Raw genomic sequence first — 16,997 nt, forward strand, 5'->3', positions numbered from 1 at the left:
GACCGGTTTTTCAACTCATAACAATCAGATGAATAACTCGCTAAATCATGACAATGCTTGCGATGATATAAGCCACAAGTGTTACCGCGCCACCAAACAATGCGTAAGGCATTTGGGTTTTAACGTGCTCAAGTAAATCACAACCTGATGCGATGGCTGATACACACGTAGTATCAGAGATTGGAGAACAATGATCACCAAAGATACCACCACCTAAAATAGCAGCAATCACTAATGAAGGCGGTAAACCAAGCGCTTGAATTAATGGCACGCCAATAGGAATTAAAATGGCGAAAGTACCCCACGAGGTTCCTGTACTAAATGAAATAATAGCACCTGCAATGAACAACATAGGTATCACTAAAACTAACGGTAAGTACTCACCAACAATTCCTGCAATAAAATAACCAGTGCCAAGCTCTTTCAAGCTAGCGCCAAGAGTTAATGACAACAGCACTATCGTGACTAACGGTAATAGTTCAGCAATGCCTTTAAAGCCTATTTCTACTAACTCTTGATGTTCGAAACGATTAGAAAAACGCAATAAAAAGTAACTTACAGCCAAACCTAAGCAAGTGGCATAAAGTACCGATTTACTACCGTCACCTTGGGTGATATCACCATTGCCGCTCCAATACATAAAGAAAAACATGCCGAAGATCATGCTCATTAAAGGTACCAACATAAAGCGTGCTTTGGTGGCTGGCACCATGGCCTCATGCAGTATGGCTTGTGATAGTGTTTCTTGAGGTGCAGCTGTTTGCACTATTGAAGATTCAGCTATTGAAGAGCGCTGCGATAAATCATCAGATTCTACCCTTTCCTTTGTTTTTTCGCTGGTATTCAATGCCAACTCTGCCGTTTTCATTGGCCCATGTACTCTATCGGTCACTACCGTATAAACCACCATGAGCAAAGCGATAATAGCGTAGAAATTAAATGCGACTGATCCCCATAAAATAGACACAGAAGACTGCCCTAGTTCATAGTTATTTAATAGTGCGAGTACATACGCACCCCAACCATTTAGTAATACTAATATACATACTGGCGCACTGGTACTGTCAATAATATAGGCTAAGCGAGCACGACTCATTTTGAATTTGTCGAATAAATCACGAGACAAAATACCTGCAGTAAGCACACTAAGATTTGATTCGATAAAAATGACCATGCCGGTAAACATGGTTAGAGCACCTACTTGTCGCTTACTTTTGGCGATACCTTTATTAACTAACTTTTCGACCGTTGCAGTAACACCACCTGAATCTCTAACATACGCCAGTAAAGCGCCAATCAGTAAACTGAAAATCAAAATACGAGCATTACCAGCAGAGCTGACCACGCCGATAACACGTTCAAGAGAGCCAATAAAGGCATGAAAAATGACATTGCTATGCTCTTGTGATGCTAATAACAACTCAGAGGTAAATACGGCAGTAAGCAAAGCAAGAATGACTTCTTTTTTCCAAATAACAATAATAATAGCGACCAAAGGAGGTAGCACTGACAACCAATCCATAAAAGACCTTAAAGCATGAGTTTGATATTGAGTGGCTTGATTATACTAATTCAATTAATCAAGCTAGTCGTAGAGGGAGCAGTGTGGCAAATAACTAAGGCAGATTCAATATATACCCGTCACCAATCAAGATGCTGGTTTCAGAGTGCTTGAGCAATTTCAACTCAAGGCGCTGTGATGACATAATGGTTATTCCATTGTGAATCACAGCAACGATGAAGTGATGTTGCTCAAGCGCTTCTTCGATGAGTTTTAAATGACTTTATACTGCGTCAAATAATCAAAACATAGAATGACTATGCTTAAATCATTCTTCTTGCCTAAAATCATTTAAATTCCCACTGAAAACCTGCACTTTGAATGGTAACGGGTATATACCCGCTCCACTTGAAGATGCCCATTTCAGGAAGTCTGTATCTTCAAGTGGACGGGTATATTGACTAAGTGAAAATAAAAAACCCGACTAAATGTAAATTTGTCGGGTTTTTTATTATTTTTAAAAGATAAATCTCAGTACTATTTAATAGTAATCATCTTCTTTATTGTGCGCTTGTGGATCTTCGATAATATCGTTGATATTAACTTCAAAGTTATCATTGTTGTTACAATCAACCATATAAATAGTATGTGTTGAGCCATCAACCCAGGTAACAGTACCACTGCCTTTTTTACTGCCACATTTCATACCAATATGAATATCTTTAAATTCCATAAGCCCTCCTCAACGCTAACTTCCAAGGTGTACTGAGTTTGACTTCAGTACGACCAGTTAGTTCATTTTTTGAACACCCAGTAATTAAGTATAGTATTGATGTCATGAAATGCTAGTAGATTATTGTCTGATTTAAGCATGAAACTGCTGAACGTAAGTAACTGGCTCAAATTTATAAAAGAATATTTAAGGAATAAAAGCACTACCTAAGGTACAACTTGCGTTCGCACCAGTGACTGCTGGCAGATTACTGTCTAAACCTTGATCAAAAGCGTATGCAAGCCAAGCAAACGCCATAGCTTCAAGAATATCACCATCAATATTCAGTGCTTGCATGGTGTTTATTTCAAACACAGTGTCGGATGCAGTTAATCTACTGCTAAGCGCTTCCACTAGAGCCTTATTATGGACACCGCCGCCACACAAGTAGACTTTACCTTGTGCCGTTAGCGCCATAATGGCGTCGCTAATACTCTGTGCGGTAAAAGCCAATAGTGTCGCTTGAATATCGGCATTATGATTGATTACTGTTTCATGTTGCGAATGAGTTGCCTCTTTAAAAGCTGTTAATTGCTGTTCAAGCCATTCAAGGTGAAAATATTCTCTTCCTGTACTTTTAGGTGCTGCAGAATTTATATAATCATCTTGCATCAACTGCTCTAGCAACAACGGAATAACTTGTCCCGTTGTTGCCCAAGCGCCATTTTTATCAAAGCAGTCATCACTATTTGGGTGATGTTTAGTGAACCAATCATCAAGTAAAGCATTACCTGGTCCTGTATCAAAACCCAAAATAGCTTGATTAGAATCTCGTGTTGGCAAAAAGGTTATATTGGCAATACCGCCTATATTCACCACAAAGTTCGCGGCGGTTGTTTGAGTGAATAACTGTTGATGAAAAATCGGGACTAAAGGTGCGCCTTGACCACCTAACGCCATATCTTTACGACGAAACTGACCTACCACGCGAATCCTAGTCAACGTTGCCAACGTTTGGCAGCAACCTATTTGTAAAGTAAATGGGTTATCACCACTTGGTCGATGACGAATGGTTTGCCCGTGATTACCAATTGCAATAATATCTTCAGGAGCTAGCTTTTCTTGATTAAGTAATGCATTGATGGCCTGAGAAAATAACTGTGCTAATTCAACATCCAAATGAAATGCACGATCAACCTCATTACTCCCAGGTTGATAAAGTGAGGTGATTTTATCTGCAATAACAGTGCTATAACTTTGATAGAAACTAGCAACTAATCGAGGCTGTTGCCCCTTATCAGTAAAATCTACTAGCGCCAAGTCGATACCATCAGCACTGGTGCCTGACATTAAGCCAATATAGTATTTTCCTTCTGCTACCACTTTATTATTAATCATTAGTCGCTATATCACTTGCTTGTGTCGAAAGTAATGCATTTTTAGCCCCTGATAAGGCTTGTAGACGTTCATCAGCTAATAATAAGAATTTGGCTTTATATTTTTTAGCGATAGGCCTAGCATCAGGTAATTTGACGGTACGCGGATTACGATGTACGCCATTAAGCAAAAATTCGTAATGTAAATGCGGGCCTGCCGCCAAACCGGTAGCGCCAACATAACCAATGACTTGACCCTGCTTGACACGCTGACCTTTTTTGACTGCTCGTTTAGAAAAATGCAGATACTTAGTCACTATGCCATTACCATGTTGAATAAAGACATAGTTACCATTGTATTTATTATAGGTCGCATGCGTCACCTTACCATTACCTGCCGCAACAACTGGTGTGCCGGTCTTAGCTGCGTAATCAATACCACGATGTGCTTTCCAACGTTTCTGTACTGGATGAAAACGTTTTCGTTTAAAACTCGAGCTTATATATTTAAAGTTTACAGGTGCACGCAGAAAAGCCTTACGCATACTTCTGCCATCAGGACTGTAATACTCATCATCGGTAAAACGAATAGCTTGGAATACCTCATCTTGGTTAGTTATTTCTGCCGCTAAAATATTGCCTGTACCTATATACTCACCGTCGATATATTTTTTTTCATAAGTAATATGAAAACTGTCGCCTTCACGGATATCTAAGGCAAAATCAATATCCCAACCAAAAATATTGGCAAAGTTAATGATTTGGCTATCATTCAAGCCAGCACTGACGCCTGCATTCCAAAAACTAGAGTTGATAGTGCCGTAACTAAAACTTTCTCGTATCTCTACTTCTTTAGTTTCACGATGAGATTGATAACTGTCTCCCACTAAATTAATAAATAAGGTATCAGTTTTAGAAAGAGGATATTCAAGCGCGGCTAATTGTTGCTCTTCATCGCTGGCAATGCGTAATTTATCACCGACATTAAGTCTTTTTAATAATTTACTCTCTTTACCTTTAGCGGTACTGACCGCATAGGTTGTTTGCGCACTAAAACCCAACCGTTTTAGTATCAAGGCTAAAGAGTCTCCACTTCGAACCTTCACGGTTTGCCAGCTTAGTTGGGCGAGTGTTTCTAACGAGTCTTGTATTTTTACTTTTCTTTCTAATTTCCCGCTCACTAAGCTACCTTCACTTTGCGCACCGACAGTTTTAGCTAACGATGGTATCTGCTCAATTGTGATGTTGTTGTTGGCTTTGCTACTACTTCGCTGAGGTAAGGCACTTTGTTTGGGCGTTGTACCTTTGGGCACTATATCTTCTGGCAATGATACCTGAATGCGTTTTCCTACTTGGATATCATCAACATCATGACTTTCGTCATTTGAGGGGATGATCAATAAAAGCAGTAAAAAACAACTACTGGCAATAATTATCCGGCGATGTAACTTAGGTAGGTTTTTAAATATTTCTAATAATTTTTTCAACAGGATACGACTCGAAACTTTCATAGCGGGAAATGATAAATCAAAAACAAATTCAGTAATCTACCGACTATATCAAAACTGTACCTAAACTACAGAAAAAATAATGCGATTACTGACTGCACTCATCGATGAAAACCCTAGTCTTTGTAAGCAAATGTAATTAATCACATTCAAAGACAAACTGAGTAAGAGGCACTTATTTAAATTTGGTTCTCCACTAAGGTTAATAACAGCAACGTCCTAAGTTTTTAATGAGGTGATTTACTTTTAAAAATAAAAAAATCAACTTAACTTGCTTAAGTTAGCCCTTTATTAACTCTGTTTATCATTAAGATCACTATTTCTTTACTAAAAAAGCCATTATAAAGTTTTATCCCACCCGCAAAGTGCAGTAGAATTCGACCATTAAATAAACTTTACCTAGTCAATATAACCACTCAACTTACCAAAACAGTGTGCGCCTTGTTTTCAGTGCTCCGCTCAGTAGTTATCATTTATTAAAAGACTAAGTACTCAAAGCCAATCAGTGGAGTCCTAATGACCGATTTTAACCAAGCATTCGCCGAACTAAAACGCGGAGCAGAAGAAATATTAGTAGAAGAAGAATTATTAACAAAGCTTAAGACAGGTAAGCCGCTAAAAATCAAAGCGGGTTTTGATCCAACAGCACCTGACTTACATTTAGGCCACACGGTATTAATTAACAAGCTTCGTCAATTCCAACAATTAGGTCATGAAGTTATTTTCTTGATTGGTGACTTCACCGGAATGATTGGTGATCCAACGGGTAAAAATGTTACGCGTAAGGCACTCACTAAAGAAGACGTATTAGCCAATGCTGAAACGTATAAAGAGCAGGTCTTTAAAATATTAGACCCCGCGAAAACAACCGTTGCCTTTAACTCTACTTGGATGGATAAATTAGGCGCGGCAGGTATGTTACAACTTGCCTCTCGTCAAACAGTTGCCCGTATGATGGAGCGTGACGACTTTAAAAAACGTTACGCTAACGGCCAGGCCATTGCTATTCATGAGTTTATGTACCCTTTAGTGCAAGGTTGGGATTCAGTTGCACTAAAGGCTGATGTTGAGCTAGGTGGTACCGACCAAAAATTTAATTTATTAATGGGTCGTGAATTACAAAAATCTGAAGGTCAGCGTCCACAAACAGTATTAATGATGCCATTACTTGAAGGCCTAGATGGCGTTCAGAAAATGTCTAAGTCATTAGGCAATTACATTGGCATTACCGATACGCCTACTGACATGTTTGGCAAAATAATGTCAATTTCAGATGTATTAATGTGGCGTTACTACGAGTTACTTAGCTTTAAACCACTTGAAGAAATTGAAGGTTATAAAACCGAGATAGAAAATGGCAAAAACCCGCGTGATGTTAAAATTGATTTAGCAAAAGAGCTTATTGCACGTTTTCATGATGAAGCGGCTGCACAAGCTGCCCATGATGAATTCATCAATCGTTTCCAAAAAGGTGCGTTACCTGATGATATGCCGGAATTAACGATTACCACTGAAAATGGTGAAATAGCCATTGCTAACTTGCTTAAAGATGCAGGATTAGTCGGTAGTACTTCTGATGCCTTTAGAATGATCAAACAAGGCGCGGCTAAAATTGATAGCGAAAAAGTTACTGACCGTAGCTTAGTTATTAGCGCTGGAACAACGGCAGTTTATCAAGTGGGTAAACGTAAATTTGCACGTATTACTGTAAGTTAAGTTAGTCAAAAAATTTACTTATCTTATATCAAGCCAGTACTTATGTTACTGGCTTTTTTTATGCCTTTTCTACTATTTTCTTTGCTTGCAAGGGAGACGTCATTTGCTATTACTGGTTGTTTTATTCTGTCATTAAGATAATGTAGAGATCAATAATTATGCATATGGATGGCACTTAAATGATTATATTCTCACTTCATCTCTTGCTACTTACTACTTATTTTACTTAACTACACTTAGCCAAATAAAATTACTTAAATCAATGAGTACGACTTAAAGAGTGAGGTTGTAAATGACTAAACCTGCCCAGACAATTCTATCATCTCGACGTTTTAACGCTGCCCGTTCATTATCACTATCTTTAGCTGCATTGAGCACACTTTGTTCAGTAAGTGCTTACAGTGAACAAACAGATAAGGAGCGTATCAAAAGTTTAGAGCAACGCTTATTAGAACTTGAGCAACAAGTGCAAAAGAAAAACAATCAAAGCTCAACAATAACTAAAGATGGAAAAAACAAATCAAATAATAGCAAAAAGGTTGTAGTCATACCTAAAACTACTCAGCGACCTAGTCATGACTTTGAAGCACCTGATAAAAGTATTGTACTGAGTAATAGTGATACCACCTTACAGATTGGCGGACAGATTTGGTTAGATGCTATTTATAATAGTGGCGAAATGACCAATCGGGCGGGCTTTCAAACATCATCCATTGCTTATGAAAACAATACCACTAAAGACAATACCCTGCTTAGTGTTGGCCAATCTAATTTATCTTTTAAAAGCTACACTCCGACCCAGTTTGGCGCTATGACCACTCGCTTTGAGTTTGATATGTTTGATGACCAAGGTAATGCTGATTTTAACCTTACCCATTTATGGGGAGAAATAGGTGATTTTGGTGCCGGTCAAACCTTTAGTGGGTTCATGGACATTAATTCCTTTCCCAATATTTTAGATTTCTGGGGTCCTAACTCCATGGTATTTAGCCGCCAGCCTCAAGTGCGCTATAGCACAGCAGTAAGTGAAAGTGGCCGAATAATGTTTACCATAGAAAAATCTGCTAGTGATTTTGCCGTGCCAAAATCATCTACCAAAGCAGATTATGACGATATTAATGAGTTGCCTGACTTGACCGTGTCTTACTTACACAAAGGTGATTTTGGTTACATAAAGTCGGCTATGGTGTTTAGACAACTTGGCTATGAAACCTTATCGACTAAAGATACAACCTTAGGTTGGGGACTCAATATTTCAGGTGCCATCACACTCACCTCTGCGGACTCGATAAAGTTTCAACTAGCGCATGGCGAAGGTATTGGTCGTTACGTTAATGACACCTGCTGCAGTTATTACAGTGATGAAACCGGTGGCGTTGATGCAGGTATAGACGGTAATGGCCGGTTGAAAGCTATTCCTGTGACTGGCGGATTTGCCTATTATAATAAACAGTGGAGTAAAAAGTGGAGCAGCGCTATTGGTTATAGCTATTTAACTATTGATAATCTAGTGACGCAAAAAGACAAAGCGATCAAAAATAGTGCTTATTCAACGGCGAACCTTATTTGGTATCCTGCTAGTCAAATAAAAGCAGGCGTTGAATTACAGTATGGTGATGTTCAAAGTAAATCAAACCTTGAAGCGGATAACTTTAGAGTCCAAGCCTCGGTCGGTTTTAAATATTAATAAGGAATCTATTTAATGAAGTTAACTAACTACCTAGTAATTTTTGTTCAACTCTTAGTATTAACCTGTGCCAGCCCGGTATTGGCAAAATCTCCACAACAGCCCGTTATACAAAGTATATTAGATGATGCCTATCATAAATTTGAAAATGATACTTCAGGCAAGAATGCTGATTATATTCCTGCATTAGCCAAGGTGGATTCAGCTTATTTTGGCTTAGCGGTAGTCACTCCTCATGGCAAAATTTATACCAAAGGCGACGTAAGTCAGCCTTTCTCTATTCAATCTATTTCTAAAGTATTCACCTTAGCATTAGCAATGGAACAAAAGGGCCCACAAACTATTGTTGATAAAATAGGCGTAAATGCCACAGGTTTAGCATTCAACTCAGTGACGGCTATAGAACTAAATAAAGCACGCAGCGTGAACCCTTTAGTTAATGCCGGTGCAATAGCCACGGTAAGCTTACTTGATGGTAAAAACGAGAAAGCTAAGTGGTCGGCTCTTTCCGCTTGGTATGATAAATTTGCCAACCGAAAATTAAGTGTTTTAGAAGATGTTTATAAATCTGAATCTGATACAAACGGTCATAACCGCGCAATCGCCGAATTATTAACGTCTTATGACCGTTTTTATGGTGATGTCGACCTCAACCTAGCTGTATATACTCGCCAATGTTCAGTTGCCGTTACGACCAAAGATCTTGCCGTGATGGCATCGGTATTCGCCAATAACGGTGTTCATCCATTAACAGACAAACGTTTGATGAGTAGTGATAATGTCTCACGGGTGTTGGCAGTAATGACAACCGCAGGACTTTATGAAAATAGTGGCCAGTGGGCTTATCAGGTAGGTTTACCTGCAAAAAGTGGCGTTGGTGGCGGTATTATCGCGGTATCACCTGGAAAATTTGCGGTCGCTGTTTTTTCACCTAGGCTTGATTCTGCAGGTAATAGCATACGCGCGCAAAAAGCCATTGATTATATCGCCGAAAAATTACACGCTAATATTTTCTAATGCATTAGTATAAATATTGTTAGCACGCTTTTACGGTTTTAGTTACCGCACTCCTTGATACTAGGCGTGCGGTCAACGTCAAAATTACGCAGGTAAATTTTTTAAAAAATCACCTGTCACAATAGAAAAACCGCACGATTTCATCCATGCAATAGCCTCTGACTCTTCAACAAACACTCGTCGTTCATAATCCCCTTCACTCTGTGGGACAATATTTTCAAGTTGCATGCTCTTCCAAGCAGATGGTGAATAAATATGACAATCTTTAATACAGCCATTATTTTTAAATTGCTGGCAATGCTCAATTAAATGAGATTCCATCTCAGGAACACCTAACTCCCACTCATCAAAATAGGAAAAAATAGCCCAATGAGTTCCATTTAAATGCGCTGTTTTATCTCTAAATTCTTGACTATATTGAATAGCCGCTTCTTCATTCCAGCAACCACTGAACCACTGTAAGACATAATTATTCTGTACTAATATTCGCCAATCACCATGTACTGCAAACATATCAATTTACCTATAAAAATAGCGGGTTGTGCGCTTTAGTTACCATTAAACGGCTTGTTCAATTGAAGTAAAGTCATAGTTTTCTATTAAGCTATTTACCTTCATATCGATACATATACCCATAATTTATATAGGGATTTAAGGAGTTCAAACCACAGTACATTTATTTACATAGCTTGATCTACATCATAACGGCTTTAAGGTGAAAGCGTAAACTGTGACATATTGTCGCAGTTGGTTGTTTTTATACCATACTGTATGAACACAACACTTTGGCGATGTCATGTTAGTAAATAAATTTTTTAACGTCTTTATGCGTTTTCCCCAGCAAACAGTCTCTACATTGAGAACAGCGCTTACCCAAGTGTTGGTTCTATTTTTATGTGTCATCATGCCCGCACAAGCCCTTTTCGTAAGCCCTCCTAAAGATCCTATGCCGTTAATTAAGGAGATCTTTGCCGAGCAAACTAAAATTAGTGAAAAACAAACCACTAACGAAGGTGGGCCCTTAGTTTGGACCGTATACAAACAAGGAACTGAAGGCGAAGAAATTTTAGGTTACGCCTTTGAAACTAACGACATAGCTAAAATTCCTGCCTATTCAGGCGAACCAGTCAATATGTTAGTGGCTATTGATCCTAAAGGCGTTTATTTAGGCGCTAAAGTATTAGAGCATCATGAACCGATCATATTAGCGGGTATTCCTGAGAGTAAATTACATAATTTCACCAAACAATATGACGGTTTACATGTGAGTGACCGCCTAAAAGTTGGCGGTAACAAAACCGACAACGTTATTCATATCGATGGCCTTTCCGGCGCAACCGTTACGGTAATGGTGATGAATGTTGGTATTGTAAAATCAGCAACAAAGGTTGCTCGTGCGCTAGGTATTATTAGTGCTAGCCAAGAAGTAATTCAACCGATGGGAACCATTTACCCTGACGTTTTTGCCAAGTCAGATTGGACTACCCTCACAGGTGATGGCTCTATTCGTAAGTTATACCTCAACAGAAAAACGGTTGATGAAGCTTTTGTTGGTACTGACGCTGAACATGTTGAAGAAGCGAGTAGCGAACAAAAACAAGATATGTTTGCTGAGGTTTATTTTGCACAATTAAACATTCCTACAGTTGGTCGTAACTTATTAGGCGATAGTGAATATGACTATATTATGTCGTCACTAAAACCCGGTGAACACGCACTTATTTTAATGGGTACAGGTTACTCATTTAAAGGTTCAGGTTATGTTCGTGGTGCTATTTTTGATCGTCTTCAAATATTACAAAATGGCGATGCATTTGCCTTTAGGGATTTAGATCATAGTCGTGTACCCGATATTTATATTGAAGGAGCGCCACAATTCACTGAACGTTCAGTCTTTATTATTCGTGACCACCACAAATTTAACCCCGCTTCTGATTGGCAACTAGAGTTATTAGTTCGTCGTCAAACCGGTCCTCTAGAAAGCATATTCACAAGTTTTAAAGCTGATTATCATACCTTAGACAAATATTTAGATCGCCCAGCTGTCATTATGCCTGAGCCAGAATTAACGCTAGCGCAGCAAGTATGGAAAGAAAAAGAAGCCGAAGTCATTGTACTCATTATCTTGCTTATTATTGTTGTGATGAGTTTGTTTTTCCAAGACATCCTTGTTCGTCATCCAACATTTATGCATAACTTCCGTCACTTATTCTTAATTGTTACGGTAGTATTTATTGGTTGGTCTTGGGGCGGACAACTCTCTGTAGTGAACGTATTTACCTTCTTACAAGCCTTTATGTCTGATTTTTCTTGGGACTTGTTCTTACTTGACCCGGTGATTTTCATTCTTTGGGGCGCAGCAGCAGTCACCATGATTTTGTGGGGCCGTGCGGTCTACTGTGGCTGGTTATGCCCGTTTGGCGCGTTACAAGAATTAATGAATATTTTTGCCCGCCACATCAAAATTCCACAATTTGAATTACCTTGGGCTGTACATGAGCGTTTATGGGCCATCAAATATCTAATTTTATTAGCGTTGTTTGGCTTGTCGATGGAGTCATTATCACTGGCAGAGCAATTCGCTGAAATAGAACCATTTAAAACAACTTTCCTACTAAAATTTGATCGTGAATGGCCGTTTGTATTATATGCATCTATCCTACTCATTATTAATATTTTTAACCGCAAGTTCTTCTGTCGTTACTTGTGCCCGTTAGGCGCAGCATTATCAACGAGTAATAGCATTCGTTTATTCAGCTGGTTACGTCGTCGTCCTGAATGTGGTCAGCCTTGTAAAACATGTGCTAAAGAATGTGAGATTCAAGCAATAGATCCAGATGGTGTTATCAATATGCGTGAGTGCCATTACTGTCTTGATTGCCAAGTGACCTATTTTAATGAAGAAAAATGTCCACCATTGAAAAAAATAGCAAGAAAAAAAGCAAAGTTTAAAGAAACAGAAATAGAAATAACCGAAGTAGCTTAATTGGATCAAGCGAGCTAAATAACAAATTTAATTACATTTTAAGTAAAGTGGAGAATACCAATGAGTAAAGAAGAGTTAAATTTAACGAATGACTCCAATGAAGTTACATTGGAAAGCGAAGAACGTCGTAAGTTTTTTGGTAAAAGTGCCTTAATTGGTGCAGGTGTTGTAGCAGCGCCAATGACAGCAGCTATGTTTGCCTCTACTGCGCAAGCACAAAGAAAAGAATTGGCAATGAGCCCAGTGGTTCATCCAGGTGAATTAGATGAGTATTATGGCTTCTGGTCAGGTGGTCATTCTGGTGAAGTACGTATTATGGGTATCCCATCAATGCGTGAGTTAATGCGTATTCCAGTATTTAATACTGACTCAGCAACAGGCTGGGGTTTAACTGAAGAATCTAAACGTGTTAAAGGCGACAGCGCCGATATCATGATGGGTGACTCACATCATCCTCATATGAGTATGACCGATGGTAGTTACAACGGTAAATATGTTTTCATTAACGATAAAGCTAACTCTCGTGTAGCACGTATTCGTTGTGACATCATGAAGTGTGACAAAATGCTTACGGTACCAAACGTACAAGCAGTTCACGGATTACGTGTACAAAAAGCACCATATACTAAATATGTTGTTTGTAATGGTGAATTTGAAATTCCAATGAATAACGATGGTAAAGACGGCATGAGAGATGTCAGCACTTACCGTTCGTTATACAACGTAATTGACGCAGAAACCATGGAAATGGCTTTCCAAGTAATGGTTGACGGTAACTTAGATAATACTGATGCTGATTTTGATGGAAAATACTTCGCATCTACCTGTTACAACTCAGAAATGGGTATGAACTTAGGCGAAATGATTTCTGCTGAGCGTGACCACGTTGTTATATTCAGCTTAGCGGCTTGTGAAGCTGCACTTAAAGCCGGTAAATTCAAAACTTACAACGGTAATGATGTACCAGTATTAGATGGCCGTAAAGGCTCTGAATTAACACGTTATATTCCAGTACCAAAATCACCTCATGGTTTGAATACTTCGCCAGAAGGTAAATACTTCATGGCAAATGGTAAATTATCACCAACAGTAACAGTAATTTCTATTGCTAAATTGGATGATTTATTTGCTAACAAAATTAAACCTCGTGACACTGTAGTAGCAGAGCCAGAGTTAGGTTTAGGTCCTTTACATACCGCTTTTGATGGCCGTGGTAATGCTTACACTACCTTATTCCTAGATAGCCAAATTGCTAAATGGAATGTTGAAGATGCTATTAAAGCGTACAAAGGCGAAAAAGTTAACTACATCCGTCAAAAACTAGATGTGCATTATCAACCAGGCCATAACCATACAACACAAGGTGAATCACGTGATGCTGATGGTAAATGGTTAGTTGTTTTATGTAAGTTCTCTAAAGATAGATTCTTACCTACTGGACCACTTAAACCAGAAAATGATCAATTAATTGATATTTCTGGTGATGTAATGAAGCTTGTTCATGATGGCCCAACATTTGCTGAACCGCATGACTGTATTATGGTACACCGTAGTAAAGTTAAGCCTAAGAAAGTTTATACTCGTGATGAGCCAACATTTGCAGAAACATTAGCAATCGCGAAGCGTGATGGTGTTGATCCGATGAGTGACAATAAAGTTATTCGCGATGGCAAAAAAGTACGTGTATATATGACTTCTGTTGCACCAACTTATGGTATGAGTGAATTTACTGTAAAACTAGGTGATGAAGTTACGGTAATCATAACTAACCTTGACCAAGTAGAAGATGTTACTCATGGTTTCTGTATGACTAACCACGGCGTACAAATGGAAATTGGTCCTCAACAGACTTCTTCTATTACCTTCACTGCCAACAAACCTGGCGTACAATGGTATTACTGTAACTGGTTCTGTCATGCACTACACATGGAAATGCGTGGCCGCATGTTCGTTGAAGCATAAGCTTTAACTTAACAAGCAGTTAATTAAGAATTCAAAAGCCTGATACTTTGCAGTGTCAGGCTTTTTTGTGATCTTAATAACAGGAAACTGGTTCTGTCACGCAGTTAATATACTGCAAGCATGGAAATGCGTGGCCGCATGTTCGTTGAAGCATAAGCTTTAACTTAACAAGCAGTTAATTAAAAATTCAAAAGCCTGACACTGAAAAGTGTCAGGCTTTTTTGTGATCTTAATAACAGGAAACTGGTTCTGTCATGCAGTTAATATACGACAAGCATGGAAATGCGTGGCCGCATGTTCGTTGAAGCATAAGCTTTAACTTAACAAGCAGTTAATTAAGAATTCAAAAGCCTGATACTTTGCAGTGTCAGGCTTTTTTGTGATCTTAATAACAGGAAACTGGTTCTGTCACGCAGTTAATATACTGCAAGCATGGAAATGCGTGGCCGCATGTTCGTTGAAGCATAAGCTTTAACTTAACAAGCAGTTAATTAAAAATTCAAAAGCCTGACACTGAAAAGTGTCAGGCTTTTTTGTGATCTTAATAACAGGAAACTGGTTCTGTCATGCAGTTAATATACGACAAGCATGGAAATGCGTGGCCGTATGTTCGTTGAAGCTTTAATTTAACAAGCAGTTAATTACAGATTCAAAAGCCTGACACTGCAAAGTATCAGGCCTTTTTTTGATCTTAATAACAGGAAACTAGTTCTGTCATGCAGTTAATATACGACAAGCATGGAAATGCGTGGCCGTATGTTCGTTGAAGCTTAGGCTTTAATTTAACAAACAGTTAATAACAAATTCAAAAGCCTAACACTGAAAAGTGTTGGGATTTTTGTGGGCTCTGTAATAGGAAACTGACTTATCTTGGTGTAATACAAATAAACATGAAAAACCATTGGCATCTATTTGCCGATACTTGACAGTTTAAGCTCTAAACCTTATAAATCAGCGGTATATCGTGCCTACATACAGACAAATACAATTACCCACGCTATTGCAAGGTTTTTTTATAATTTCATTCCCTATAAGAGCCTATAAATGAAACTTATTTAATCGAGATCAACTGATTTTCATCGAATAATGCTATGCTGCATTTAGTTACCCCTTTATAGAATAATTGTTTTGCTACTCTTTAAAAAATCACTTGCCATCTTGTTCATCTTCAGCAGTTTTTATGCTCAACAAGTAAGTGCGCAAGAAATTCAATTATCACCCGCTGATGATTTACAACAAGCTCTTAATAATAGCCAAAATGGCGATGTTATTACATTAGGACCTGGGAGTTATTTCGGTAATTTCATTATCTCCAATCAAGTAACACTTCGTAGCAATAACAAAGGCGAAGCCATTATAGACTCTCTAGGTAAAGGTCATGGTTTATGGCTCAAAAATTCACAGATCACCATAGAAAACCTAACCATAACCAACTGGGGTCATGACTTAACTGACCAAAATTCTGGTATCTATTCTCACGGTAAAATAGACAATAACAAAGTGCCTAGCTTAACCATTAGAAATAACATTTTAATCGGGGACGGTTTTGGCATCTGGCTTAATCAGGCTGACAAAGCGATTATTAGCCATAACCGCGTTAAAGGAAATTTAACATTACGTTCAGCTGACAGAGGGAACGGTATTCAAGTTGCCAATGTCACTAATAGTCATGTTTTTCTTAACGAAGTTAGTGAAACCCGTGACGGTGTTTATGTTATTTCCAGTCAAAATAATATAATTGAACAAAATACCATGCACCATTTACGCTACGGTATTCATTATATGTATTCTTATGATAATACAGTAAAAGATAATACCGCTTACGATACTCGTGCAGGTTACGCCCTAATGAGTTCACGTCGATTAACTATTACCGGCAATAAAACAACCAACAGCGAAGATTATGGTTTTTTACTGAATTTTATTACCCAATCTACTTTTAGTCATAACTATGTTAAAAACGTTTGGACAAAGCCTGAAAACAAAGTGCTTGGCCGCGATGGTAAAGGTTTATTTGTTTATAACTCTGGCTACAATACGGTAAAACACAATATTATTGATACCGCTGAAATAGGCATCCACCTTACTGCGGGCTCGGAAAACATCAAAATCTTCGGTAATAGCTTTATCAATAACCCCACCCAAGTTAAATATGTTTCCAATAAAAAACAAGAATGGAGCAAAGATGGTCGAGGTAATTACTGGAGTAATTATTTAGGCTGGGATATGGGAAATGATGGCATCGGCGATACTATTTTTGAACCGAACGACGGTATAGATAAACTCGTCTGGCAATATCCAGAAATGAAAATGATTATGGACAGCCCTGCAATTTTAATTTTGCGCTGGGTTCAAAGACAATTTCCGGTACTTAAACCTCCTGGCGTTAAAGACAGCTACCCATTAATGAGCGCCCCAAGTTTAACAAAAAACGAGCAAGCCGCTACACCACTTGCTGTTACAACCTCTACCTTTACAAAAAGTAATTCTGCGCAGTCAGCAAACACCACTAGCGCAAGCTTGAAGGAATAA

11 protein-coding genes are annotated in these 16,997 nt (G+C 38.5%); 6 read left to right on the forward strand and 5 right to left on the reverse strand.

Annotated features, from left to right (window positions below):
- Window positions 1-40 precede the first annotated feature (40 nt).
- The 4 genes from CXF79_RS21590 to CXF79_RS21605 all read right to left on the reverse strand — a co-directional run bounded on the left by CXF79_RS21590 (window position 41) and on the right by CXF79_RS21605 (window position 5,100).
- Window positions 41-1,522 (reverse strand): Na+/H+ antiporter NhaC family protein, encoded by a 1,482-nt coding sequence (locus CXF79_RS21590; protein WP_101157822.1) that lies wholly within the window; start codon window positions 1,520-1,522, stop codon window positions 41-43.
- A 520-nt stretch (window positions 1,523-2,042) separates the two neighbouring features.
- Window positions 2,043-2,234: a hypothetical protein gene (locus tag CXF79_RS21595; RefSeq protein WP_011045449.1), complete on the reverse strand. Its 192-nt coding sequence runs from the start codon at window positions 2,232-2,234 to the stop codon at window positions 2,043-2,045.
- A 186-nt stretch (window positions 2,235-2,420) separates the two neighbouring features.
- Complete coding sequence (locus tag CXF79_RS21600; RefSeq protein ID WP_101157823.1) at window positions 2,421-3,611, reverse strand: anhydro-N-acetylmuramic acid kinase; 1,191 nt, start codon at window positions 3,609-3,611, stop codon at window positions 2,421-2,423.
- The gene (locus CXF79_RS21605; protein ID WP_101157824.1) at window positions 3,604-5,100 is read right to left on the reverse strand and encodes an OapA family protein; all 1,497 of its coding nucleotides are present in this window, start codon (window positions 5,098-5,100) and stop codon (window positions 3,604-3,606) included. Before CXF79_RS21605 ends, CXF79_RS21600 begins: the two co-directional genes overlap by 8 nt.
- A 513-nt stretch (window positions 5,101-5,613) precedes the next feature.
- Here CXF79_RS21605 and tyrS point away from each other — a divergent pair.
- From tyrS to glsA, 3 genes are all read left to right on the forward strand, one after another.
- Entirely contained in the window at window positions 5,614-6,813 is a 1,200-nt protein-coding gene (tyrS, locus tag CXF79_RS21610) for a tyrosine--tRNA ligase (protein WP_101157825.1), read from the forward strand.
- 292 nt (window positions 6,814-7,105) lie between these two features.
- Window positions 7,106-8,500, forward strand: a complete 1,395-nt coding sequence (locus tag CXF79_RS21615; protein WP_101157826.1) for a DcaP family trimeric outer membrane transporter — start codon at window positions 7,106-7,108, stop codon at window positions 8,498-8,500.
- 15 nt (window positions 8,501-8,515) lie between these two features.
- The gene (gene glsA, locus CXF79_RS21620; RefSeq protein WP_232769281.1) at window positions 8,516-9,517 is read left to right on the forward strand and encodes a glutaminase A; all 1,002 of its coding nucleotides are present in this window, start codon (window positions 8,516-8,518) and stop codon (window positions 9,515-9,517) included.
- 84 nt (window positions 9,518-9,601) lie between these two features.
- Here the strand turns inward: glsA and CXF79_RS21625 are convergent, their stop codons facing one another.
- Window positions 9,602-10,030 (reverse strand): hypothetical protein, encoded by a 429-nt coding sequence (locus tag CXF79_RS21625; RefSeq protein WP_101157827.1) that lies wholly within the window; start codon window positions 10,028-10,030, stop codon window positions 9,602-9,604.
- Between the two features lie 283 nt (window positions 10,031-10,313).
- Between CXF79_RS21625 and nosR the strand changes: the two genes are divergently transcribed.
- From nosR to CXF79_RS21640, 3 genes are all read left to right on the forward strand, one after another.
- On the forward strand, window positions 10,314-12,503 hold the full coding sequence (nosR, locus tag CXF79_RS21630; protein WP_101157828.1) for a transcriptional regulator NosR: 2,190 nt from the start codon (window positions 10,314-10,316) through the stop codon (window positions 12,501-12,503).
- Between the two features lie 60 nt (window positions 12,504-12,563).
- On the forward strand, window positions 12,564-14,465 hold the full coding sequence (gene nosZ / locus CXF79_RS21635; protein ID WP_041737171.1) for a TAT-dependent nitrous-oxide reductase: 1,902 nt from the start codon (window positions 12,564-12,566) through the stop codon (window positions 14,463-14,465).
- A 1,128-nt stretch (window positions 14,466-15,593) separates the two neighbouring features.
- The gene (locus tag CXF79_RS21640; protein WP_101157829.1) at window positions 15,594-16,997 is read left to right on the forward strand and encodes a nitrous oxide reductase family maturation protein NosD; all 1,404 of its coding nucleotides are present in this window, start codon (window positions 15,594-15,596) and stop codon (window positions 16,995-16,997) included.

The organism is Colwellia sp. Bg11-28 (assembly GCF_002836245.1).
Classification (GTDB): Bacteria; Pseudomonadota; Gammaproteobacteria; order Enterobacterales; family Alteromonadaceae; genus Colwellia; species Colwellia psychrerythraea_A.